Below are 22,956 nucleotides of genomic sequence, written 5' to 3' on the forward strand. Positions count from 1 at the left end.
CGTGTCAGATCCGGTAGCCCTCTCCTGGCACGGTCTGGATCACGGAGCGGTCGACGAGTTTGGTCCGCAGCCGGTTGACCGTGGCCTTGACGGTGGTGGTGCCGGGGTCGGCGACCTCGTCCCAGACCTTGGCCAGGAGTTCGTCGGTGGCCACGGTGCGTCCGCGGGCCCCGAGCAGGTACTCCAGGACCCCGAACTCCTTTGCGGTGAGGGGGAGCTGGGTGCCGGCGTGGCTTGCGGTGCGGCGGGCGGGGTCGAGGCGCAGGGGGCCGCAGACGAGCTCGGGCTGCCGCACCGGGTGGGCGCGGCGGCCGAGGGCGCGGGTGCGGGCGAGGAGTCCGGCCCAGGCGAAGGGCTTGGCGAGGTCGTCGGCGCCGAGGGCCAGTCCCTCGACACGGTCGGCGAGGGCGCCGGAGGCGGTGAGCATCAGGACGCGGGACGGGCAGCCCTGCTCGACGAGGGCACGGCAGATGTCGTCGCCGTGCACGAGCGGCAGGCCGCGGTCCAGGACGACGACGTCGTACGCGCCGCTGGCGGCCCGGGTGAGTCCCTGCTCGCCGTCGTGCGCGAGTTCGACGTCCATGGCGTGCCGGCGCAGCCCCCTGGCGAGGCTCTCCGCGAGATCCCGGTGGTCCTCCACGATCAGTACGCGCATGTCCCCACCTTGGCAGCCGGAGGATCACACGGCGGTAACAGGACCCGTGGGTGGCCGGTAGCGACCGTCCATTCACGCGGAGTTGGCCATTCCGCCCCACGTAAACACTTGGTCTAGTCCTCTTGACGGAGAGTCTGACCGGTTGTTTGGTATATACCAAAGCCCTCACGGCTCCCTCTCTCCCCTCTCCACCTCCCACGGGCCCCCCGAAAGGGGTTTTCTGTCATGCGCCTGGCAAGATTCGCGGCCTCCGCCGGTGCCCTCGCACTCGCGGCCACCGGCGTCACCGTCGCCCTGGCCCCCGCCGGCAGCGCCGCGGGGAGCAGCGTCTACTCCGTCGCTCCCTACGTCGACATGTCGAACGGTCAGGAAGGACTGCTCGACACGGCCATCACCGGACACGGGCTCAAGGCCTACACGGCGGCCTTCGTACTCGGCGAAGGCTGCACCCAGATCTGGGGCGACACGCTCCCCATAGGCAACGACTCCTACACCGACCCCGAGATCGCCAGGGCGAAGTCCGAGGGCGCCTCCGTCATCATCTCCTCCGGCGGGGCGAGCGGTGAGCCGCTCGCCTGGACCTGCTCCACCCAGAGCAGCATCGACGCCGGATACCAGGCCATCATCAACGACTACGGCGTCACCCAGCTCGACTTCGACGTCGAGGGCGCCGCCATCGCGGACACCGCCGCCGCGGCCCGTCAGATGCAGGCGATGAAGGATCTCAAGGCGTCCAACCCGAACCTGAAGTTCTCCATGACCCTGCCGGTGCTGACCAGCGGGCTGACCGGCGACGGCGTCAACATCATCAAGGCCGCCAAGACCGCGGGCATCAAGATCGACGTGGTCAACATCATGGCCATGGACTACTACGCGGGCACCGGCACCGAGATGGGCCAGGCGGCGGTCTCCGCGGCCAAGGCCACGCTCGCGCAGATGCAGTCCGTCGACTCTTCCTACACCTACGCCAACCTCGGCATCACCCCGATGATCGGCAAGAACGACGACGGGTCCACCTTCACGCTCGCGGACGCCCAGACGGTGGAGAGCTTCGCCGCGCAGAACAGCATCGGGCGGCTGTCGTTCTGGTCGGCCAACCGGGACCAGCCGTGCAGCGGAAGCGCCAACTCGCTGTCCACGTGCAGTGAGATCAGCCAGAACCAGCTCGCGTTCACCGACGCGTTCGTGCCCTACGAGGGCAGCACGGGCGGCGGCGGAGGCACCACCACCGACTTCTCCCTGTCGCTGTCGCCGGGTTCCGCCTCGGTCGCCCAGGGCGGTTCGGCGACCGCGACCGTCGCCACGGCCGTCACCTCCGGCAGCGCCGAGTCCGTCAGCCTCGCCGCCTCCGGCGCACCCTCGGGTGTCAGCGTCTCCTTCAGCCCCACATCCGTGACGTCCGGCGGCAGTTCGACGCTGACGGCGACGGTCGGCTCGTCCGTGGCCGCGGGCACCTACCCGATCACCGTCACCGGTACCGCCGCCAGCGGCAGCCACAGCGCGACCTACTCGCTCACGGTCACGTCTTCCGGCAGCGGCGGGGGCTCGCTGACCAACGCGGGCTTCGAGACCGGCAGTCTGAGCCCGTGGACCTGCACGGGCGGCAGCTCGGTGGTCTCCAGCCCGGTCCACAGCGGCAGCCACAGCCTGCAGGTCACGCCGAGTTCCAGCAGCACCGGCGAATGCGACCAGACCGTCACCCTGTCCGCCAACCACAGCTACACGCTCACCGCCTGGGTGCAGGGCCCGTACGCCTACCTCGGGGTCAGCGGCGGCGCCACCGCGAGCACCTGGTCCAACAGCAGCAGCTGGAACCAGCTCACGGTCACCTTCACCACCGGCAGCAGCGGAACGGTCACCGTCTACGCCCATGGCTGGTACGGCCAGTCCAACGTCAACGCGGACGACTTCACCCTGAGCTGAGCGCGGGCGCGAGTCGATGAGGGGGCCGGTTCCCCGGGCACCCGCCCGGGGAACCGGCCCCCTCCCTCATACGTGCTGCCGTACGCCTTACTGGCCGAAGCCGTAGGCGAACAGGTGGTCGGTGCCCGAGGAGCCGGTCACCGGCAGCGTCACCGACGCCACCTGCTTGGACGGATCCAGCGGGACCTTCGTGGCGAAGACATAGGTCTTCACGCCGTCCCGGCCCCCGCTCCCGGTGTTCCGGTAGGCGGTGGTGACGGCCGTCGTGTCACCCGGCAGCGGCTTGCTCGGTCCGCCGTTGAGCGTCCAGTCCGAGAAGCCGACCGTCGCCTGGGAGGTGGTGCCGTCGGTGTAGGTGACGGTCAGCGTGCCCGAGACCCCGCTGCCGTCGGTCGGCGCGTTGACCGCCGCGCCCAGCAGGCCCAGCGACGCCCCCGAGGTGCCGGCCGGCATCGGGAGGGTCTGGCCGGCCATCTCCAGGTTGTCGAGCTGACCGGAGGTCACCGTCGGCCAGGTGTAGGAGATACCGTCGACCGTGAGGGTGGAGCCGCTCGTGACGCCGGCCGCCGCCAGCGCGTTCTGCGAGTAGGCCCAGCCGCCGCCGTCGAAGCCGCCCGAGTAGCCGGCGCCGTCGGGGTAGATGCCCTCGTTGGTGGCGTACGGCCACAGCGCGCCGGGCTTGGCGACGGCCACCCGGAGCGCCGCCCCGGACAGTGCCGTACCGGTGCTGTGGTCGGTGAGGGCGAAGGTGACCGGGTACGTTCCCTCGGTCGCGCCCGCCGTCACGTGGACCTTCGCCTCGGCGCTGCCGGAGGCGGGCACCGTCAGCGAGCCGGACGCGGTGTCGGGCGTGACGCCGGAGGGCGCCGTCGCCGTCCAGTCGACCGTGACGGCCTTGCTGCCGAGGTTGGTCACATCGAGGGTGCCGTCACCGCCGGTGCCCGGCTGGAGGACCAGGCCGTTGGCGGGACCGGTCGCCGCCAGCACCCGGCCGCCGCCCGTGGTGTCCGACGGCGGCACCGCCGACGGGCCGGACGCCCAGGAGGTGTTCGGCTGGGTGCCGAGCGTGTAGTCGAGCGTGCCCGCACCCTTGAACTGCCGGTACGTCAGCCAGGAGGCGTTCCACGCCTTGCCCTTGACGTTCAGTGACTGCACGTACGGCGCGTCGGGCGCGGCCTGCGGTGCGTTGATCTTCACGGTCTTTCCGTTGCCGAGGGTCACCTGGGCCGCCGGGAACGCCGGGCTGCCGAGCACCAGGGTGTCCGTGCCCGGGGTCTCCGGGTACATGCCGAGCTCGGACCAGACGTACCAGGAGCTCATCGCGCCGAGGTCGTCGTTGCCGAAGGAGCCGACGGGCGCGTTGAAGTACAGGTTCTGCTGGGCGTCGCGGACGGCCGCCTGGGTCTTCCACGGCTGGCCCGTGTAGTCGTACTCCCAGGGGATCTCGACGCTGGGCTCGTTGCTCAGGTCGGCGTCGGTGCTGCCAGGGCCGGTGATGTCGTCGAGGAGACTGTCCAGGTAGGACGAGTACGCCTTGGTGCCGCCGCGGGCCTGGATGAGCTCCTGCAGGTTGAACGGGACCATGGGGGTGTACTGGGCGGAGGTGCCCTCCACGAATCCGTTGGAGGTGCCGGGGGTGAAACCGGTCGCGAACTGGCCGTCCTTGTTCCTGGCCTGGAGGTAACCGGTCTGCGGGTTGAAGACGTTCATCCAGTCCTGGGCACGGGTGGCGAACTTCTCGTAGACGGCCGTCTTGCCCAGCGACTTCGCGAAGGCGGCGAGGGCGTAGTCGGCGGAGTCGTACTCCAGCTGGGTGGAGACCGGGCCGTAGAAGTTGCAGCAGTTGTAGTCGTTCTCGTCCAGCGGGAGGTAGCCCTTGGCGTCCCGGACCGACTCGCCGGGGCGGTCGTTGTTCGGGACGGCGGCCTCGTGCTGGAGGGCGGCCAGCGCCTTGGCCGTGTCGAAGTCCGTGGCGCCGAAAGCGTACGCGTCGGTGATGATGCCGGCGGCCGGGTCACCGACCATCACATAGCTCTCGCCGTTGTTCGAGGCCCACTTGGGCAGCAGGCCCGTCTGGTCGTAGCCGTTGAGCATGGACGTGACGACGTCACTGGCGACCTTGGGCTCGGCCAGCGCCATCAGCTGGGTCTGGGAGCGGTAGGTGTCCCAGCCCGAGTAGTTGGCGTACTGGGCCTTCTGGCCCTTGGCCAGCTTGTGGATCTGGTTGTCCATGCCCATGTACTGGCCGTTGTCGTCCGAGAAGACGTTCGGGTGCAGCAGGGCGTGGTAGAGCGCGGTGTAGAACTGCGTCTGCTGGTCGGCGGTTCCGCCGCCCACCTTGATCTTCTTCAGCACCGCGTTCCAGGCGTCGTGGTTGGCCTTCTCGACGGCGCCGACGTTCCAGTTCTTGATCTCCGTGCCGAGGTTTTTCGCCGCGTTGGCGTCACTCGTGTACGAGATGCCGACCTTCGCCGTCACCGTGCGGTTCGCGGAGGTGTCGAAGGTGAGGTACATGCCGTTCGCGCCGGTGGTGGGCGGCTGGGCGGCCTTGCTCGCCTTGGCGGCGCTCCCGTGGACCGTCGGGGCCGGCTTCGCGGGGACGGTGAAGTGCTTCTCCTTCAGCGGCTTCGACGTGGACTTCTGCGGGGCCTGCTGGACCTTGCCCGCCTTCAGCGACCTGGCGTCGGGGGTGATGGCGCCGCCGACCCAGGTGCCGCTCGCGGTGAACGGCCGGTCGAACTTGATGTCGAAGTGCAGCGTGTACCGGTTGCTCGCGCCGCAGAAGTGGCCGCTGTCGATCGCGCCGCTGATCTCCTTGCTGTTCACCACCTGGACGCGGGTGCCGTCCACCTGGGTGGCTCCCCCGCTGAGCTTGAACAGCAGGTTCGCCTGCTGTCCCGCCGGGAAGGCGAAGGCGCCGAGACCGGCGCGGGTGGTGTCGGTCAGCTCGGTGGTGACCCCGTTGGCGTCGGTGACCTTGTAGGAGCCGATGCCGGCCTTCTCGTCGCTGTGGCTGAAACCGACCGAGGTGCTGCCGAGGTCGCCCGACAGAGCGCCGGTCACCGGCAGGACGGGCAGGTCGCCCGCGACCGGGCAGCCCGGTCCCGAGACGTGGGTGAGGCTGAAGCCGGAGAGCTTCGTGTCCGCGTACTCGTAGCCGCCGCCGTCGGGGCGGTTCGGCGTCGTGTCGGGGCCCCACTGCACCATGCCGGCCGGCATGTCGGGGCCGGGGAAGGTGTCCACCGCACCGGAGGTGCCGATGAGGGGGTTGACGAGGGACGCGGGGTCGGTCACGAGGGCCGGCCTCGCGGTGCTCGCGGCATGGGCGCTGCCGGCCGTCGAGAGCGGCAGGGCTGCCATGCCCAGGACGCAGACCACGGCAAGGCGCCCGCGGAATCCTGCTCTGGTGGGGGGTGGTGCGGCTGAACGTCGGGGTCTCACCATCGGTTGCCTCCGCAGCAGTTCGTGCTTCGCACATCAGGTGTCGGCGCGTCGGGAAGCGCCGGAAAGCCAGGCGACGGGCAACGGATCGGGTCGCGCTCCCACGGCCTGACAACGTTGCCATACACGAGTGTTGAGTGAAACGCCTGTGCTTGCGGCATGTCAACGAGGCCAACAGGACTTTCTGCGCGCGAAGTTCAAAGAGTGGGCCACGCCGGGATCAACGCCCGGTTTCCTTATGGGAGTTACGCCCACTCGGCAACGGCCCCGCGCGGCCCTACAGCCCCCGGGTGACGTGGCTCAGCGCGTCGGCGAGCTGTTCGCGGTGCCGACGCAGCGCCTCGGGGGTGATGCCCTTCTCGGCCACGGCCCGGGCGAGATCATCGGTCGCCACCTTGAGCACGGCGCTCATGGTGGCGGCCCGCATACGGACGTCGAGCAGGTCGGCGGACCCGCCCGCGCGTCCGGCGAGCACCTCGGCGAACGTCTCCTCCGCTCGCTCCCGGAGCACCAGGTAGAGGGCGCGCAGCGCGGGTTCGTCGCGGGTCATCCGGATCACGGTGAGCACCGCCTCGGCGTCCCCGGCGGACGACGCGTCGGGGGCGGGCCGGTAGGCGGCGCGCAGATGCTCCGTCAGGTCGGCCTCGGGCGGCCAGGCGTGCAGGACCTCCTGGAAGGCCGCGACCGACTGGGTGAGCAGCGGCTCCACACAGCTTTCCTTGCTGGGGAACCAGCGCCACAGCGTGCGCTCCGAGACTCCGGCCGCCCGCGCTATCTGTCCGCCGGAGGTGGCGGCCACTCCCTGTTCGGCGAACAGCCGGACCGCATGGCGGGAGATGTCGAGGCGCCGGCGTTGCCGTTGCCGGTCGCTCACCGGGGGCCGTCCCCGGCGGGGCGCCATCGGGCCACTGTCCACCGTCACGTCCTCCATCGGGCGATCCAATCACGCCGGGGCCGCGGGGCGACTGGCCGAAAAGGTTATTGGCAGTCACTGACAATAAAGTGTTACGGTCGAAGTGCCGGAAGATCGCGTTCCGAGGTCCAGGAGGAGGACCATGAACGGTGCCGCCGAGCGTTCACGACTGCCCTTCGCACGGCCGAACGTGCTCGATCTCGCGCCTCTGTACGAGGTGCTGCGCCGCGAGGCGCCGATCACGCCGGTCACCACGCCAGCCGGGGATCCGGCCTGGCTGGTCACCCGTTTCGACGAGGTGCGCGAGCTCCTCGGCGACAAGCGGCTCTGCCGCTCCCATCCCGAGCCGGAACGGGCGTCCCGCATCACGACCGCCGCCGTGCAGGAGGGTCCTTCGGGCGACTACGCCACCGAGGAGGCCGACCACACCCGGATGCGCCGGCTGCTGACCCCGGCCTTCTCCGCCAAGCGCATGGTGATGCTCTCCGATCATGTACGGCACCTGGTCGACGGCTGTGTCGACCGGCTGCAGGCCGAGCGGGACGCCGCCCCCGACGGGGTGGTCGACCTGCATGCCGGGCTGGCCTTCCCGGTGCCGGTCGCCGTCATCTGCCGACTGCTCGGCGCGCCCGAGAGCGACCGCGAGTACTTCGCCTCGCTGTCGGGACGCATGGCCGACTACGCCATCGGGGACGAAGCCGAACGGGCGCGGGACGAGTTCAACGACTACATGACCACCCTCGCCGAGGCCAAGCGCGCCCGGCCGGGCGAGGACGTCATCTCCGACCTCGTACGCGCGCAGAGCGCCGACGCGGACTTCGACTACGCCGAGATGATCAGGCTCTGCGTGGGGCTGCTGTTCGCCGGGCACGAGACCACCGTCAACCGCATCGGGCTGGGCACGCTCTTCCTGCTGACCCGCCCCGGCCAGTGGCGGGCGCTGACCGCCGACCCCGCCGGCCGGGTCAACGCCACCGTCGAGGAGATCATGCGCCTGGGCGCGCCCGGCGACCTCGGTCTGCTGCGTTACGCCCACACCGACGTCGACGTCGCCGGGGTCACCATCCGGAGCGGCGACGCCGTGATCCTCTCCGTCAACTCGGCCAACCGCGACGCGGCCGTCTATACCGACGCCGAGACGTTCGACCCCGACCGTCCGGAACGGGGCCATCTCGGATTCGGCCACGGCTCGCACTTCTGCATCGGAGCGAGCCTGGCCCGCACGGAGCTGCGCATCGTCTTCGCCGCCCTGGCCGAGCGCCTGCCCGGGCTGCGGCTGGCCAAGGACGTCGACGAGCTCAAGGTGCGCACCACCCTCACCGGCGGGGTCAGCGAGCTGCCCGTGACCTGGTGAGGGCGGCGCGCCCGTCGGGTCACCCCTCGTCGCGCAGCCGGGCCGCCAGGGAGGTCAGCGGCTCGGTCTCCTCGGTGTGGCCCAGGGCGGTGAGGCGGGATACCGCCCCGTCGAGGCGGGCCAGGGCGGGTGCGGGGCGTTCCAGGTAGCGGCCCTCCACGACGGCCGCGAGCCGGACGCACTCGGCCCACTCGCCGACGTGGTCCCTGTCGTGGGAGTCGGGTTCGGGTTCGCCGAGGAGGGTGAGCGCCTTGTCCAGGGCGGTCAGGGCGGTCTCGTACTCACTGGCGTAGGCGTTGACCCGCCCGTGTTCGTAGGCCAGGGCACTGTCCAGGTCGCGGCCGCGGGACTCGTACCCCGCGGTGCGGGCCTCGTCGGCGATCCGGCCGGCGTCGGCGAGCAGCGCGAGGGCGTCTGCGAGGCCCTCGGCGCCCTGCCGCTCGGCCTGGAGGCGGGCGAGTTCGCGCAGGCAGTTGCTGAGCTGCTCGTAGCGCGGCTCCCGGGCGTGCGCGGCGAGAGCCTGGTCCGCGGCCTCGCGGGCCCGGCCGAACTCGCCGGACTCGGCCAGGAGTACGGCGGTCTCCGCGGCGATCATGGCATGGCTCCCCGGGTCGTCGTCCCAGCCCGCCGACTCGGCCGCGAGGGCGGCGAACTCCGCCGTCGCCGCCTTGAGGTCCTCCCCCGCGTGCAGCGCGCGGGCGCGGGCCAGGCGCAGCTGGGCGACGAGCCGGTCGTCCAGCTCCCCGGCGGCTACGTCCGGTTCGGCCAGGAGGGAGTCGAGGAGCGCGATGCAGTCCTCGATCCGGCCCAGGTCGAGGCTGAGCTGCGCCGCGTTGCTGTAGGTGCAGAACGCGTCGAACCGGCTGCCGTGGCGCAGTTCCAGTTCCGCGGAGCGCGTCAGGTGCCGCAGCGCCTCGTCGGGGCGGCCCAGGCGCATGCAGGTCCTGGCCAGATCGCCGTGGAGGCCGGCCGTGTCGACCGTGTCGGCGGGCCATTCGGCGGCCAGGCGAACCGCCTCGGCCAGGTCCGCGTGCGCGGCCTGGGCGTCCTTGAGCCCGAGCCGGATCTTGCCGCGCAGGCCGAGTGTGCGGGGCAGGTGCCAGGCCGGGCCGTGCGCCTTCAGCCGGTCGAGGAGGGCGTCGGTCTCCGTGACGGCGGCGGGCAGATCGCCGACGATCGCGTACGAGCTGGCCCGCAGCAGGTGGGCGGTGGAGATCTGCCCGGCGATGTCGTGCCGGGTGGCGAAGGCGAGCATCAGGTCCAGCTCGGCGAAGACCGGCGCGATGTCCTCCTCGTTCGTCGACGTCTGTAGCCGCAGGCCGAGCGCGGACGTGCGCAGCCGCAGCAGACGGGCCTCCTGGAACGGGGCCAGGCCGGGCGTCTCCTCGTGCAGGCGGACGAGGGCCGCGTGGGCGGCGGCCAGCGTGGCGGCCTTCGCCTCGGCGCCGTCGGCGGCCTCGGCCTCGGCCCCGTCGACGCCCTCGGCCCCGTCTGCGCCCTCGGCCCCGTCGACGTCCTGCGGGGCGACCTGGGCGCCGGCAAGCAGGGCGCAGGCGCGGGCGAGCGCCGCGTGCTGCGGCGCTCCGGCCTCGTCGTACGCGCCCGCGGCCTCCTCGTACAGGGCGGCGGACGCGTCGAACTCGTCCTTCTGTCCCGCCCGGCTCGCCTCGTCCTCCAGCAGGTCCGCGCGCAGCCGTACCAGTGGTCCCACGGCCGGGTCGTCGGGGTGGGCATAGCCGGGGGCGGCGACGAGCGTGCGCAGCCGTGCCCAGCAGGCCGTCGCGTCCGGATGCCCCTGTTCTTCCGACTCCCGCGCCCGCGTGATGAGTTCGGGAAGGGACTCGGGGACGGCGGCGGACGCGGGAGTGGGCGCGGAGGCGGGGGCGGCCGCCGGGGTCACGTCGTCGAGGCCGCGGGTGCGCAGGGTCAGTTCGAGTGCGTCCAGGAGCGGGGCACGGTCGAGGCGGGCCCGGCGCCGGCCGGTGTGGGCCGTGGTGCCGTTGCGGGCGTCGAAGCGGGCGGCGAGGTCGTCGGCGCGGCCGCGGACCTCGGCGCGCAGGCCGGCCACCGTCCAGACGCGGCCCGCGTATCCGGCGGCGGGCAGGTCGCCGTGGCCCAGGAGCTCGACGCGCTGGAGGAGGACCTCCACGCCGGTGAGGAAGCCGAGCAGGTCCAGCGGCGATTCGACCTCGTCGAACAGGTTCCGGTTCTCGGCGAGGAGTTCCAGGCCGCGGGCCTCGTTGCCGGTGAGCGCGCAGAACTCCAGGTGCCGGCCGACCTCGCCGGACATTGAGGGGTTGCGGCGGCAGGCGCGGTAGCCGGCGAGGTGCAGTTCGCGGGCCCGGTCGGCGCCGCCGGTGCGCAGCAGGGGGAGCAGCGCGTAGGAGACGGAGCGGGCGGGCTCCTCCTGGCAGGACTCCTTCCCGGCCAGCACGGTCTCCCAGGTGCGCAGCGCCCGCTCGTCGTCGCCCGCCGCGAGGTGGTGCAGGGCACGCTCGCAGATCTCGCAGGCCTCGCAGTCGCTGAGCCGGGTGCGGGTCCGTCCCGCCCACAGCTCGTAGGCCAGGTCGGTGTCCTCGCCGACGTGGGCGGCGAGGTGGTACGCCTGTCCGTAGTAGGGCTGGAGTCCGAGATCGGCCTTCTCGTACCGGTCACGCATCTCGGTGAGCCACTGGCGCAGGCTGGCCAGGGGTATCTCGGGCAGGGCGAGCAGGGCGTTGGCGACCCACTTGAACCGCCAGAACAGGGTGTGCCGCAGCCGCTCGTCGAAGACGTCGGGCTGCTCGTCGAAGAGGGTGAGCACCCGGGCGAAGACGACGGGCGACTTCCTGGGCTCGGAGCCGTAGTTGTACGCCTTCTGGAGTGCGAGGAGCGCGTGCACGAGCGGGCGGGGCTCCGCGAACTGCTCGGCGGCGTCGACCAGTTCCTCGGCGGTGACGGTGCGGGTACGGCCGTAGGGGCGCCGGTCGTTCTCCTGGAGCGCCTGGTACAGCTCGTCCGTGTTCTGGGGATGGGGTGCGGTCGGCATCGTCAGCTGTCCTTGCGGAGGGCGTGGGCGAGGAGGTCGAGGAAGGAGCGGTTGATGAGGCTCGACTCGGCGGGCCTGAGCGGGCGGCGGGACAGCATCGCGGCCTGCCCGTAGAGGGCTTCGGCGCTGGTGCGGGCCAGTTCGGGCTCGTCGATGGTGACCGCGGTGCGGACCAGCGGGTTGAGCTGGTTGAGGATCAGCTGGGCTCGCGGGGCCTCCTGGCGGAGGTGGCCGAGGATGTCGCCCCACACGCCGCCCTGCTGCTCGCGGGCGAGCTGGGAGCGCGTGCGCTCGTGCCGGGCCTCGCGGCTGTCGAGGAGGAGGGCGGGGGCGGAGGCGGGCTGGAAGGTGCGCAGCGCGACGTCGCAGTCGAAGACCCCGAGGGCGTCACGGGCCTGGGCGAGGTAGGCCGCGGCGGCGAGCTCCGTCTCCCGGTCGACGGGGTCGAGGTGGGCGGTGAGGGTGCCGGGGTCGAGGTCGGCGACGCTGACCTCGGGCCTGATCTCCGGCAGCCGGTGGACGAGTTCACGGTCGTAGGTGTAGCCGCCGTTGACGACGCCGAGCCCGGCGGCCGCGGCGATCGCCGCCACCTGCCGGAACTCCTCCACGCTGGCGGTCACGAGGACGGTGCGGTGGGTGCGCGCGAACTCGTCCAGGGTGGCGTGTCCGTCGGTGGTCTCGAACGGCAGCCATGGCAGGAGCATCCGCAGGATCTCGTCGTCGTGCACGGCCAGCGACTTGACGGCCAGGTGGTGGGTCTGGAGGAAGCGGCCGAGGAGGTCGGGGTCGCTGGCGGCGGTCCGGGCGATCCAGGCGCGGAGCCGTTCGGCGAGGGCGTCGCGGACCGCGGCGAGGGTGTCGTCCTCGTACAGGGACTCACGGGACGCGGTCGGGCGCAGGCTCTCGGCGTCGAGGACGCAGCGGACGAAGAACGCCCACTCGGGCAGGATCTCCTCGGCCTGCTCGGACAGCAGCATGCCCTTGACGTGCACGCGGTGGCCGTGGCGGCGCCCGGCGGGCACCGCGTCGGGGAGCACGCACGCGATGCCCTTGAGGCCCACTGCCGGCAGGTCGAGGTCGATGGTGTCCAGCGGGGTGAACCCGAAGACCTCCTCGCCGTACGCGGCCAGCGCGCGGGAGCGTGCGCCCGGTGTGGGGTAGGTACGCGCCCAGGGTGCGGGCTCGGGATTGACGGCCGCGCCGGGGCCGCCGGTGCCGTCGTCGAAGGTCACCGGGTGGCGCAAGAGGGAGCCGAAGTGCCGGGCCAGCGCGTGCACTTGGGCCGGCCGGGTCCACTCGCCCGCGTCGGCGCGGGGCGTGAGGGTGACGGTGGTGCCGGGGCGCGGGCGGGCGGCGGCGGGCAGGGTGCGGACGGTGTAGCTGCCGTCGCCACGGCCCCGCCACTCCACGGCGGGGGCGTCCGGGGTGCGGGCGGAGCGGCTGACGACGTGAATCTCGTCGGCGACCAGGAAGCAGGAGAGCAGCCCGATGCCGAACTGGCCGATGAAGTCCGCGCGTTGCTCGGCGACCTGCTCGGCCCGCTTGCTGCTGCGGCCGATGGTGGCAAGGAAGGTGTGCACGTCGGCCTCGGTGAGACCGACGCCGTCGTCCTCCACCCGGACCACCGAACCGTCGGCGTACAGGCGGATGCCGAACGCGTCGGCGGGGGCGCCGGGTTCGAGGCCGTGCCGCGCGGTCAGCGCGTCCACCGCGTTCTGCAGGAGTTCGCGCAGGTAGACGCGGGGGCTGGAGTAGAGGTGGTGGGAGAGGAGGTCGACGAGGCCGCGCAGGTCCACCTGGAAGGTGCGGTCGGCGCCGGCCGGGCTCGCGGGGGTGTGGGGCAGGGTCATCAAGGCGTCCGGGGTGGGGTGGTCGACGGGTGGCGGGAAGAGACGTGCCGGGCGGTGTGCGAGACACCGGTGACGGCGGCCGTCGGCTCAGGAGCGGCGCCGGAAGCGGGCGTACGCCTTCTCCGGCTGCGCCATGTAGGTCCAGGGCCACCGGGTGAAGGCGCCGTCCAGCTCGTGGTAGACGCGCGGGGCCACGACGGACTCGGAGGCCAGCGACAGGGCCATGGCGAAGATGTTGAAGTCCTCCTGCCAGCCCGGGCACCGCTCGTAGTCGGGGTGGAGGATGCTGCGCTTGGCCGCGTCCTTCAACTCGCCCTGGATCTCGGGGGTGTCGAGACAGTTCTTGTCGTCCGACTCCACCCAGTCCTCGATGTGGGCCATGGCGACCGCGCAGCCGAGGCGATGGCCGTCGGGAGCGTCGGCGAACGCCTTGCGCGCGAACTCCAGGGCCTGGCCCGGCTCACCGTGCCAGCGCGGCTGGAGGTGCGACACCCACTCGATGTGGGTCTCCAGGTCCAGCGGGTCGCGGCGCAGGGCGGCGTCGAGCCGTGCCTCGTTGACGGGGGTGCCCAGCGACATGCCACGGCCCGAGGTGAGCAGGCGGCGCCACGGCGTGATCCACTCCGGCCGCAGCTCGGCGGCTTCGAGCAGGTGCTCCTCGGCGATGTGGAGCCGCTCGTGGAAGATGCGCCACTGTTCCTGCGAGACGTTCGAGGCACGCGCGGAGGTGCGCGCCTCCCAGCCCCAGCTGATGTGGCGCGCCCCGGATATGAGCAGGGCCGTCGCCCGGTGCTCCTCGTCCTCCTCGACGGCCCGGCCGATCCACTCCTCCAGCCCGTCCACGTCGGACAGTTCACCCAGCACCTGGTGGTCGCGGCCGAGATCGAAGTGGGCCGACGCCATCTTGACCGCGTCCCAGTCCCCCGACTCCGCCGCCACCACCAGCGCCATGACCCGGGTGTCCCCGAGGAACTGCAGCTTGTACACCCCGTTCTGCCGGCGCGGCGCGGGCAGGGCATGCGGATCCGCCGCCGGTCTCTCCCCGCCTCTGCCGAACAGCTTGCCGAACATGCCGCGCCCTCCCCAGGTCCCGCGTGATCATTCCGGTGCAGCATAAGCGGCCCCACCGACATCGCCGCACAGGGTTTTCACCGGTGGCCTTCCGATGACTTCCGGCAGTGTCCTCAAGGGGCCGGACGGTCCACGGCGTACACCGTGACCGGGTTGCCCCGCAGAAGGTCCTCTCGGCGCGGCGCGAACCCCAGGCGCTCGGCCACCCTGGCCGACGCCTCGTTGCCCGGCCGTATGAGAGCCGTGAAATAGGCGTCGTCGAGCGTGGCGAACCCCCACTCCAGGCACGCTTGAGCGGCCTCGGTCGCATACCCGTGACCCCAGTGGTCCGCTCGAAGGGTCCACCCCAGTTCCACCTCATCGAACTGCTCCCAGTACTACAGACCGCTCCGGCCGATGAACTCCCCACTCGACTTCAGCTCGATCGCGCACAGGCCATGGCCTCGCTCGGTCCACTGCCGCTCGATCGCGGTGAGCCGCTCCAGCGCCTGTTGCCGCGAGCAGGACCCGACAAAACGGTTGACCTGCGGGTCCGCATGGAGTTCGACAAAGACGTCCACGTCGGACACATGCAGAGGCCGCAGGAGCAGTCACTCGGTCTCGATCACGCGTCCGAGCATAGAACCCGCCGCCGACCCGGCCGAGGCAGTCGCTGCAACGGCCCGTCGCAGCCCGTCACATGGGGAGCGAGAACAGCCGCACCGTCCCAGAGGGCCAGCGGGCGTCGTCGTGCAGGGGGGTCACCATGGTCCGCAGTGGCATGGTGACCAGACGGCCTTCGGGTTGTTCGACCAGTACGTCCCTGTCGAGCGGATGCCATCCGAGGCGCCGGTAGAGCGGCACCAGGGGAGGCCGGCAGAACAGGAGGGCGTGCCGAGGACCCATCGTGCGGGCGTGCTCCAGTGCGGCTGTGACGACGCGCCGCGCCAGCCCCCGCCCTTGCATGCGGGGTGCGACGGCCACCCCGCCGACGCCCACCACCTCTGTCCCGGCACCGTCGATCGCGACAGGCAGTCGCAGCAGGCCGGCGTGGGCCACGAGCCGGTCGTCGTGTCTGATGCCGAAGTGGTCTTCTTTCGGCAGCCAGGTCAGACCCGTCGAGGCGACACCGAAGGGATCATCGCCGGTGCCGAGGATCTCCTCCTGGTCGGCCTTCGTGTACCGGGGCAGCCGCACCACAGTCGGTGCCACGGAGGACTGGTTCTCAGACATTCCCACATGATGATCTCTCCGCCGACCACGGACCAAGCAGTCCCCCCGGCCAAGGAAAGAATCTCGCGCGGTTTCTGTTACGGCGGCGCCGGCGGCGGACCCTCCCTTCATATGGACACCTTCTCTCCCACCCCGGAGCCCTCCGTGCCCCTCTCCCACCGCGCTCCGACCTGGACGCGCCGCAAGCTGCTCGGCGCCACGGCGGGCGGCACCGCGCTCGCGGCACTCGGCACGTTCGGCGTCCGCCGCTTCGCCTCGGCGGCCGATGCGAACACCAGCGCCGTCGGTGACGTCGTGGGCAAGGTCACCGTCGGCTACCAGGGCTGGTTCGCCTGCAAGGGCGACGGCGCGCCGATCAACGCCTGGTGGCACTGGGCCCCCAACAGCGCCTCCACCCCCTCCCCCTCCAACAACGGCATCAAGGCCTGGCCGGACATCCGCGACTACACCAAGACGTACCCGACCGCCTTCGCGAACTTCGGCAACGGCCGCGCCCCTGGCCTGTTCTCCTCCTACGACCAGCAGACCGTGAACACCCACTTCCTGTGGATGCAGCAGTACGGCATCGACACCGCCGCCCTCCAGCGCTTCAACCCCACCGGCGGCGAGGGCCCGACGCGGGACGACATGGCGCAGAAGGTACGCTCCGCGGCCGAGGCCTACGGCCGGAAGTTCTACATCATGTACGACGTCAGCGGCTGGACGAACATGCAGTCGGAGATCAAGACCGACTGGACGAACAAGATGTCCGCGCACACGGCCAGTTCGGCGTACGCGACGCAGAACGGCAAGCCGGTCGTCTGCATCTGGGGCTTCGGATTCAACGACGACAAGCACGCGTTCAGCGCGGACGCCTGCCTCGACGTCATCAACTGGTTCAAGAACCAGGGCTGTTACGTCATCGGCGGAGTACCGACCTGGTGGCGGACCGGTACCGGCGACTCCCGCTCGGGCTTCTCGGACGTCTACCACGCACTCGACATGATCTCGCCGTGGCTGGTCGGCCGGATCGGCACCTCCTCCGACGCGGACAACTTCTACACCAACGCGACCGTCCCCGACGTCGCGGACTGCGCCTCCCACGGCATCGACTACCAGCCGTGCGTCCTGCCCGGTGACGTCGCCGAACGCCAGCGCGCACACGGCGACTTCATGTGGCGGCAGTTCTACAACATGGTCCGGGCCGGAGTGCAGGGCATCTACATCTCCATGTACGACGAGTACAACGAGGGGAACCAGATCGCCAAGACCGCCGAGTCCCAGGCATGGGTCCCCACCGACGCGGGCCTGCTCGCCCTCGACGAGGACGGCACCGCCTGCTCCGCCGACTACTATCTGCGCCTCACCGGCGACGGCGGCCGCATGCTCAAGGGCGACCTCGCCCTGACCGCCACCCGCCCCACCACCCCCTACGTCAACGGCACCTCGGCCGGCACCCCCGCCACCGCCACCGTCACCCTGAAGGCACGGGCCAACGGCAAGTACGTGACGGCCGAGAACGCGGGCGCCTCCGCCCTGATCGCCAACCGGGACTCGGCCGGCACCTGGGAGAGGTTCGACCAGATCGACCTGGGCAACGGCAACATCGCGCTGCGTTCACGCGCCAACGGCCGGATCGTCTGCGCGGACGACGCGGGCGCGTCCGCGCTGATCGCCAACCGTACGGCCATCGGCAGCTACGAGACCTTCCAGCTGGTGAAGAACTCCAACGGCACCGTCAGTCTGCTGGCCGCCGCCGACGGCAAGTACGTGACCGCCGAGAACGGCGGCGCCGACCCGCTCATCGCCAACCGCACCGCGATCGGGACCTGGGAGCAGTTCGACCTGACGACGGTCTAGGCGCGTCCGGGACGGCCGGGCATCAGGCTCCGAAGACCTGGAACTCCGAGACCTGCCCGGCCGGCCAGCCGCTGTTGGCCGTGAAGGTGAGTCGTAGGTAGCGGGTGGTGGCGGTGGACGGGAGCGTGAGGGTCGCGGTGTTGCCGGTCGCCGGGTCGAAGGTGTACCCCGCCGAGGCGAGCAGTTGGGCGAAGGTGCCGCCGTCCGTGCTGCCCTGGACGGAGATGGTCTGGGTGCGGGTGGTCCAGGCGGTTGCCGGGGGGAGGTGGAGGACGATCCGTCTGACGCCCGTGGCAGCGCCGAGATCGACCTGCACCCACTGCGGGAAGGCGTTGTTGGCCGACTCCCAGTAGGTGTTGGTGTCGCCGTCGGTCGCGTTGGACGAGGCGTAGACCTGGGTGTGGCTGCTCTCCGAGGTGGGGCGGTGCAGGGCGAGGTTGGTGGTGCTGGAAGGGGGGTCGGTGGTGACGGTGACCTGGTTGGAGGGCTGCGACACGTTTCCCGCCGCGTCGTAGGCGACGACGTCGAAGGTGTACGCGGTGGCCGCACCGAGTCCGGTGACGGTGAACGAGGCGGCGCCGGTGGTGCCCACCTGGGTGCTGGTCGAGCCGGACACCTGCAGGACGCGGTATCCGGCCACCCCGACGTTGTCGGTCGACGTGTTCCAGGCCAGCGAGACGGAGTTGCCGGTGTGCCCGGTGACGGTCAGGGCACCCGGCGCGGCCGGCGGTGTGGTGTCGCCGCCGGTGGGGACGACCGGCTGGGTGGGGCGGGTGGCGGTCAGCGCGATCTGCCCCTTGAGCATGCGGCCGCCGTCGCCCGTCAGGCGAAGGTAGTAGTCGGAGGAGCAGGCGGTGCCGTCCTCGTCGAGGGCGAGGAATCCGGAGTCGGTGGGCACCCATGCCTGGGTCTCGGCGGTCTTGGCGATCTGGTTGCCCTCGTTGTACTCGTCGAACATCGAGATGTAGATGCCCTGCACTCCGGCGCGGACCACGTTGTAGAACTGCCGCCACATGAAGTCGCCGTGCGCGCGCTGCCGGCCGGAGACGTCGCCGGGCAGCACGCAGGGCTGGTAGTCGATGCCGTTGGCGTTGCAGTCGGCCTGGTCGGGGACCGTGTATGTGGTGTACGCGTTGTCGGCCTCGGTGACGTTCCCGATGGCGCCGACCATCCACGGCGAGATCATGTTGAAGGCGTGGTAGACACCCAGGAAGCCGGGCTGCGAGCCCCCGGTCCCCGTCCGCCATTCGCGCGGGACGCCACCGATGACGTAACACCCCTGGCCCTTGAACCAGTTGACGACGTCGAGGCAGGCGTCAGCGGTGAAGGGATGGTTGGGGTCGTTGAAGCCGAAGCCCCAGATGCAGACGACCGGCTTCCCGTTCTGCCTCGCGTAGGCGGAGGACGCGGTGTGCGCGGACATCTTGTTCGTCCAGTCCGTCTTGATCTCGGACTGCATGGTCGTCCAGTTGGAGACGTCGTACATGATGTAGAACTTCCGCCCGTACGACTCTGCCGCGCTGCGCACCTTGGTCGCCATGGCGTCGCGGGTGGGGCCCTCGCCGCCGGTGGGGTTGAACCGTTGCAGGGCGGCGGTGTCGATGCCGTTCTGCTGCATCCACAGGAAGTGGGTGTTCACCGTCTGCTGGTCGTACGACGAGAACAGCGTGGCGGGCTGACCGTTGCCGAGGGCGGCGTACGACGTCTGGTACGTCTTGGTGAAGTCACGTACATCGGGCCAGCACTTGATGTTGGTGTTGGTCGGGGACGGCGACTGGCCCCAGTTCTGGCTCCAGTGCCACCAGCCGTTGATGGGCGCGCCGTCGCCGATGCAGGCGAACCAGCCCTGGTAGCCGACGCTGATCTTGCCGACGACGTCGCCCGGCGCACTGGCCGCCGACGCGGTCTGCGCGAGTACGGTCTCGGTGGCGCCCACGGTTCCCACCGCGGTGGCCGCGATCGCGGCCCGTAAGAAGACTCTGCGTGTGACACCCATCTGGACTCCTCTGGTCGAGTGGCCTTCGGTGACCGGTGCCGCCGGGCGCGCTCACGCTCGCGCCCGGCGGCACCGTCGGATCGGATCAGGTGTTCCAGACCTGGAACTCGGAGATCTGACCGGCCGGCCAGCCGTTGTTCGCCGTGATGTTCACCCGGAAGTACCGCTGGGTGGTCGCGGTGAACGTGATGGTGACCGTGTTGTTGGTGGTGGGGTCGAAGGTGTACGTGGCCGACGCCTTGACGGTGGTGAAGGAGGAGCCGTCGGTGCTGCCCGACAGGGACAGCGTCTGGTTGCGGGCGCCCCAGGTCGCGGGGAGCTGGAGGACGACGCGGCTGGCGCTCTGCGCGGAACCGAGGTCGACCTGGACCCACTGCGGGAAGGCGTTGTTGGCGCTCTCCCAGTAGGAACCCTGGTTGCCGTCCGTCACGTTCGACGACGGGTACACGTCGGTGTGGCTGGACTCGGTGGTGGCCGCGCCCGCTGCCAGGTTCCTGCTCACCGTGCCGGCCCCGGTGCCGGTCAGCGCGACCGTGGTCGTGCCGTTCGACGCGTTGCTGGCGACACTGAGATCACCGGTGCGGGTACCGGACGCGGTGGGCGTGAACGTGACGGCCACCGTGCAGGAGGCCCCTGCTGCGATCGACGTACCGCAGGTGTTGGTCTGCGAGAAGTCACCCGTGACGGTGATGCCGGAGACGGTCGCGGCCGCGGTACCGGTGTTGGTCACCGTGACCGTCTGCGCGCTGCTGGCGGTGTTGAGCGCCTGGGTGGCATACGTCAGCGACGTCGGGCTGGCCGACAGGGTCGCGTTCGAGGAGCCGCCGTCACTGGGGAACACCTCGAAGTCCGACAACTGGGCCGCGTTCCAACCCGTGTTGGCGGTGATGTTCACCCGCACGTATCTCGCCGTGGCGGCGCTGAACGTGATGGTCACCGTGTTGTTGTTGGCGTTCGGGTCGAAGGTGTAGCCGGCCGACGCCTTGATCGTGGAGAAGCTGGAGCCGTCCGTGGACCCCTGCACCGACAGGGTCTGCGTACGGGCCGACCACGCCGTCGCCGGCGGGAGCTTGAGCACGACCTTGCCGACGCTGTAGTTCTGGCCGAGGTCGACCTGGGCCCACTGCGGGAACGAGCCGTTCGTGCCCTCCCAGTACGTCGAGGCGTCCGGGTCGGTGAGGTTCGAGGCGACGTACGGGCTGTTGCTCGAACTCGCCGTCGCCGGCCGCCCGGCGGCGATGTCGGTGGTGGAGTCGATGCCGCTGCCGGTCAGGGAGACGACGGTCGGGCTGTTGTTGGCGTTGCTGGTGACGGTCAGGTTGCCGGTGCGCGAGCCGCCCGTGGTGGGCTTGAAGCCGACGGTCACCGTGCAGGACGCGCCGACCGCGAGGGTGGCGCAGTTGTTGGTCTGGCTGAAGTCGCCGGTCGCCGCGACGCCCGAGACGGTCGCCGACGTGGTGCCCGAGTTCGTCACCTTCACCGTCTGGGTGTCGGCCGAGGAGCCGACCACCGTGGCGGCGAAGGCCAGGCTCGCCGGGTCGGTGTTCAGGACCGGGCCCGGCGCGGTGCCGGTGCCGGAGAGGGTGACCGTGTTGGTGACCCCGCCCGCGTTGACGGTCAGCGTGCCGCTGCGGCTGCCGGTCGCCGTCGGCGCGAACCTCACGCTGACGGTGCAGGAGCCGTTCGCCGCGATCGACGAGCCGCAGGTGTTGGTCTGGGAGTAGTCGCCGCTGGTCGAGATCGACGAGACGGACGCGGCCGTGTTCATCGGGTTGGAGACCGTCACGGTCTGCGCGTCGCTCGTCGAACCGGTCGGCACCGAACCGAAGTTGAGCGCGCCGGGGGTGGCCGTCACGCCTTCGGACGGGTAGGGCGGGTAGACCGGAGCCGGCCACCCTCCGCAGTACGGCGTGCCGCTGATACCGGAGTTGCCGCCGCCGTCGGTCACCGTGAAGCTCCCGACCGAGCAGCTGTACACCGGGGAGGAGTAACCGACGCCGGTGGCGGTGACGTTGGTGAACTTCGCGGCGCCGCCGGTCTGTTCCTGCAGGGCGAAGGTTCCGGTGCCGGCGATGGTCACGTTGTCGAGGTTGACGCCGCTGATGGTGCCCTCGACCCACTGGACGGCCTCGTACGGGCTCTGCTGGATCAGCGCGTTGGTCACGTTGATCGGGCCGGTGATCGCGCCCTGGCTGCCGTCGAACCACAGCGCGCCCACGCCGAACTGCCAGTTCGGGTCGAGGCTGCCGTCCCGGACCATGGTGTTGTCGGAGATGGTGGTGGTGCCGACCGGCGTCGAGGAGAAACGTTGCCCCACGTGGATGCCGCCACCCTGGGTGATGCCGCTGTCCACCACCCGGTTGCCGCTGACGGTGTTGTCGTGGCCGCCGTAGATCGCGATGCCGTTGGCGAGGATCTGCAGTGACACGGTGTTGTTGGAGATCGTGTCGTTGGCGTCGGCGCCGATACCGGAGTCCGCCCAGGTGGCGATGCCGTCGTCGCCGGTGTTGCGGATGTCGCTGTTGGTGACCTTCGAGTTGGTGACGGCGCCGTGGAAGTTGATGCCGTCCGCGGTGGTGTCGCGGATGCGCATGCCGCTGAACGTCAGCCCGTCCATCGGCCCGTCCATCCAGGCGCCGACCTTCATGTGGTCGATCCACAGGCCCGCCACGGTCGAGTTGCTCAGCGCGCCGCCGATGCCGTTGACCTGGGCGCTGTCGTTGCGCTCCTGCACATCGCCGAAGATGGCGAAGTTCTGCAGGTGCACGCCGGTGCTGGCCGAGGGCGCGGAGTTGCCGTAGAAGCCGGGTGCCGTGCCGGTGACGGTCGAGTACCACATGCCGGCGCCGGCGATCGTGACGTTGTTGACGCTGATGTGGCCGGGGATGTTGTAGGTGCCCGGCGGGATCCACACGGTGCCGCCGGGTCCTGCCGCGCTGATCGCGGCGTTGAACGCGCTGGTCGCGTCACTCACACCGGTCGAGTCGGCGCCCTTGCTGGTCACCGACACCGACCCGGAGGGTGCGGTCAGGGCGGCGCCCACCTGTTCGAAGTCGGCGAAGTCGATGGTGTACGAGGAGGCGGTGTCCCCCGAGTCGACCTGCAGCTTGAAGGTCGTGCCCGCCGGATAGGTGGTGGAGAACAGGCGGTGGGCCTCGTCGAAGAAGTGGTGCGGGTTGCTGCCCGGCGTGTTGGTGAAGGGGTAGCTGCCGTAGTACCAGCTGTAGGCGTTGGTCAGGGTGAAGTCGGGCTGCTTGACGCCGTTGATGTACAGGGACAGCGCGGCGGTGTAGACCGAGCCGCCCGAGGTGTCGGGGATGCTGTACCGGAAGTTGATCGAGTTGGTCGCCACCGGGGTGGTGAACGTGACGTACTGGCCGGTGCCCTGGAGCGTCGTCGCCTTGCGGTACGACGCCTCGTCGGCCAACTGGCCCTGGGTGTAGCTCGGTCCGATGGGCGTGCCGTTGGTGGCGGAGTTCTCCGCCTGCACCTCGACGTACGGCAGGCTCGCGCCGCTGCCGCCGGTGGCGGCGGCCGCCGCAAAGGCGGGTTGGACGGCCAGAGCGACGATGCCGACGGCAGCCACCATCGCGGTGCTCACCGCCCAGACGAGGGCTCGTCTCAGATCTCGGATGGAATGGAACACTTACCACTCCTTTCATCAGGACATGCCG

12 protein-coding genes and 1 pseudogene are annotated in these 22,956 nt (G+C 70.7%); 3 read left to right on the plus strand and 10 right to left on the minus strand.

Going from position 1 to position 22,956, the window contains the following annotated elements; translation table 11 throughout:
* Positions 1-4: 4 nt before the first annotated feature.
* Positions 5-655, minus strand: a complete 651-nt coding sequence (locus SSP29_RS30055; RefSeq protein WP_089103980.1) for a response regulator transcription factor — start codon at positions 653-655, stop codon at positions 5-7.
* A gap of 225 nt (positions 656-880) precedes the next feature.
* Here SSP29_RS30055 and SSP29_RS30060 point away from each other — a divergent pair, with 225 nt between their 5' ends.
* The gene (locus tag SSP29_RS30060; RefSeq protein WP_089103981.1) at positions 881-2,578 is read left to right on the plus strand and encodes a carbohydrate binding domain-containing protein; all 1,698 of its coding nucleotides are present in this window, start codon (positions 881-883) and stop codon (positions 2,576-2,578) included.
* A gap of 87 nt (positions 2,579-2,665) precedes the next feature.
* Here the strand turns inward: SSP29_RS30060 and SSP29_RS30065 are convergent, their stop codons facing one another.
* Together SSP29_RS30065 and SSP29_RS30070 are read right to left on the minus strand one after the other, a co-directional pair.
* A complete protein-coding gene (locus SSP29_RS30065) occupies positions 2,666-5,938 on the minus strand; it encodes a lectin (protein ID WP_245883282.1) in 3,273 nt (1,090 codons plus the stop codon).
* Positions 5,939-6,296: 358 nt separating this feature from the next.
* A complete protein-coding gene (locus SSP29_RS30070) occupies positions 6,297-6,950 on the minus strand; it encodes a TetR/AcrR family transcriptional regulator (RefSeq protein WP_150135176.1) in 654 nt (217 codons plus the stop codon).
* A gap of 124 nt (positions 6,951-7,074) precedes the next feature.
* On the opposite strand from SSP29_RS30070, the gene SSP29_RS30075 reads away from it, so the two are divergent.
* On the plus strand, positions 7,075-8,286 hold the full coding sequence (locus tag SSP29_RS30075) for a cytochrome P450 (protein WP_089103983.1): 1,212 nt from the start codon (positions 7,075-7,077) through the stop codon (positions 8,284-8,286).
* Between the two features lie 19 nt (positions 8,287-8,305).
* Here the strand turns inward: SSP29_RS30075 and SSP29_RS30080 are convergent, their stop codons facing one another.
* From SSP29_RS30080 to SSP29_RS30100, 5 genes and pseudogenes are all read right to left on the minus strand, one after another.
* Entirely contained in the window at positions 8,306-11,314 is a 3,009-nt protein-coding gene (locus SSP29_RS30080) for a hypothetical protein (protein WP_089103984.1), read from the minus strand.
* A 2-nt stretch (positions 11,315-11,316) separates the two neighbouring features.
* Positions 11,317-13,164, minus strand: coding sequence for an HSP90 family protein (locus tag SSP29_RS30085; RefSeq protein ID WP_089103985.1), 1,848 nt, complete (start codon positions 13,162-13,164; stop codon positions 11,317-11,319).
* Between the two features lie 87 nt (positions 13,165-13,251).
* The gene (locus SSP29_RS30090) at positions 13,252-14,235 is read right to left on the minus strand and encodes a hypothetical protein (protein WP_089103986.1); all 984 of its coding nucleotides are present in this window, start codon (positions 14,233-14,235) and stop codon (positions 13,252-13,254) included.
* Positions 14,236-14,348: 113 nt separating this feature from the next.
* Positions 14,349-14,825 (minus strand): annotated as a pseudogene (locus SSP29_RS56635) (GNAT family N-acetyltransferase).
* Positions 14,826-14,910: 85 nt separating this feature from the next.
* The gene (locus SSP29_RS30100) at positions 14,911-15,447 is read right to left on the minus strand and encodes a GNAT family N-acetyltransferase (RefSeq protein ID WP_089103987.1); all 537 of its coding nucleotides are present in this window, start codon (positions 15,445-15,447) and stop codon (positions 14,911-14,913) included.
* Between the two features lie 111 nt (positions 15,448-15,558).
* On the opposite strand from SSP29_RS30100, the gene SSP29_RS60105 reads away from it, so the two are divergent.
* Positions 15,559-17,286, plus strand: a complete 1,728-nt coding sequence (locus tag SSP29_RS60105; protein WP_150135180.1) for a DUF7910 domain-containing protein — start codon at positions 15,559-15,561, stop codon at positions 17,284-17,286.
* A gap of 22 nt (positions 17,287-17,308) precedes the next feature.
* Here the strand turns inward: SSP29_RS60105 and SSP29_RS30110 are convergent, their stop codons facing one another.
* Both SSP29_RS30110 and SSP29_RS30115 read right to left on the minus strand, forming a co-directional pair.
* Positions 17,309-19,282 carry a glycoside hydrolase family 99 protein gene (locus tag SSP29_RS30110; protein WP_089103988.1) on the minus strand — a complete coding sequence of 658 codons (1,974 nt, stop codon included), beginning with the start codon at positions 19,280-19,282 and terminating at the stop codon, positions 17,309-17,311.
* A gap of 85 nt (positions 19,283-19,367) precedes the next feature.
* Complete coding sequence (locus SSP29_RS30115; RefSeq protein WP_089103989.1) at positions 19,368-22,928, minus strand: choice-of-anchor D domain-containing protein; 3,561 nt, start codon at positions 22,926-22,928, stop codon at positions 19,368-19,370.
* Between the last annotated feature and the right edge of the window lie 28 nt (positions 22,929-22,956).

The sequence above is a fragment of the Streptomyces hyaluromycini genome (genome assembly GCF_002217755.1).
Taxonomy (GTDB): Bacteria; Actinomycetota; Actinomycetes; order Streptomycetales; family Streptomycetaceae; genus Streptomyces; species Streptomyces hyaluromycini.

Bases quoted from the DNA above. Each gene is read 5' to 3' on its own strand.
- SSP29_RS30110 (WP_089103988.1), bottom strand. From the start codon at position 19,282: ATGGGTGTCACACGCAGAGTCTTCTTACGGGCCGCGATCGCGGCCACC.
- SSP29_RS30075 (WP_089103983.1), top strand. From the start codon at position 7,075: ATGAACGGTGCCGCCGAGCGTTCACGACTGCCCTTCGCACGGCCGAAC.
- SSP29_RS60105 (WP_150135180.1), top strand. From the start codon at position 15,559: ATGGACACCTTCTCTCCCACCCCGGAGCCCTCCGTGCCCCTCTCCCAC.
- SSP29_RS30080 (WP_089103984.1), bottom strand. From the start codon at position 11,314: ATGCCGACCGCACCCCATCCCCAGAACACGGACGAGCTGTACCAGGCG.
- SSP29_RS30055 (WP_089103980.1), bottom strand. From the start codon at position 655: ATGCGCGTACTGATCGTGGAGGACCACCGGGATCTCGCGGAGAGCCTC.
- SSP29_RS30070 (WP_150135176.1), bottom strand. From the start codon at position 6,950: ATGGAGGACGTGACGGTGGACAGTGGCCCGATGGCGCCCCGCCGGGGA.
- SSP29_RS30065 (WP_245883282.1), bottom strand. From the start codon at position 5,938: ATGGCAGCCCTGCCGCTCTCGACGGCCGGCAGCGCCCATGCCGCGAGC.
- SSP29_RS30090 (WP_089103986.1), bottom strand. From the start codon at position 14,235: ATGTTCGGCAAGCTGTTCGGCAGAGGCGGGGAGAGACCGGCGGCGGAT.
- SSP29_RS30100 (WP_089103987.1), bottom strand. From the start codon at position 15,447: ATGTCTGAGAACCAGTCCTCCGTGGCACCGACTGTGGTGCGGCTGCCC.
- SSP29_RS30060 (WP_089103981.1), top strand. From the start codon at position 881: ATGCGCCTGGCAAGATTCGCGGCCTCCGCCGGTGCCCTCGCACTCGCG.
- SSP29_RS30085 (WP_089103985.1), bottom strand. From the start codon at position 13,164: ATGACCCTGCCCCACACCCCCGCGAGCCCGGCCGGCGCCGACCGCACC.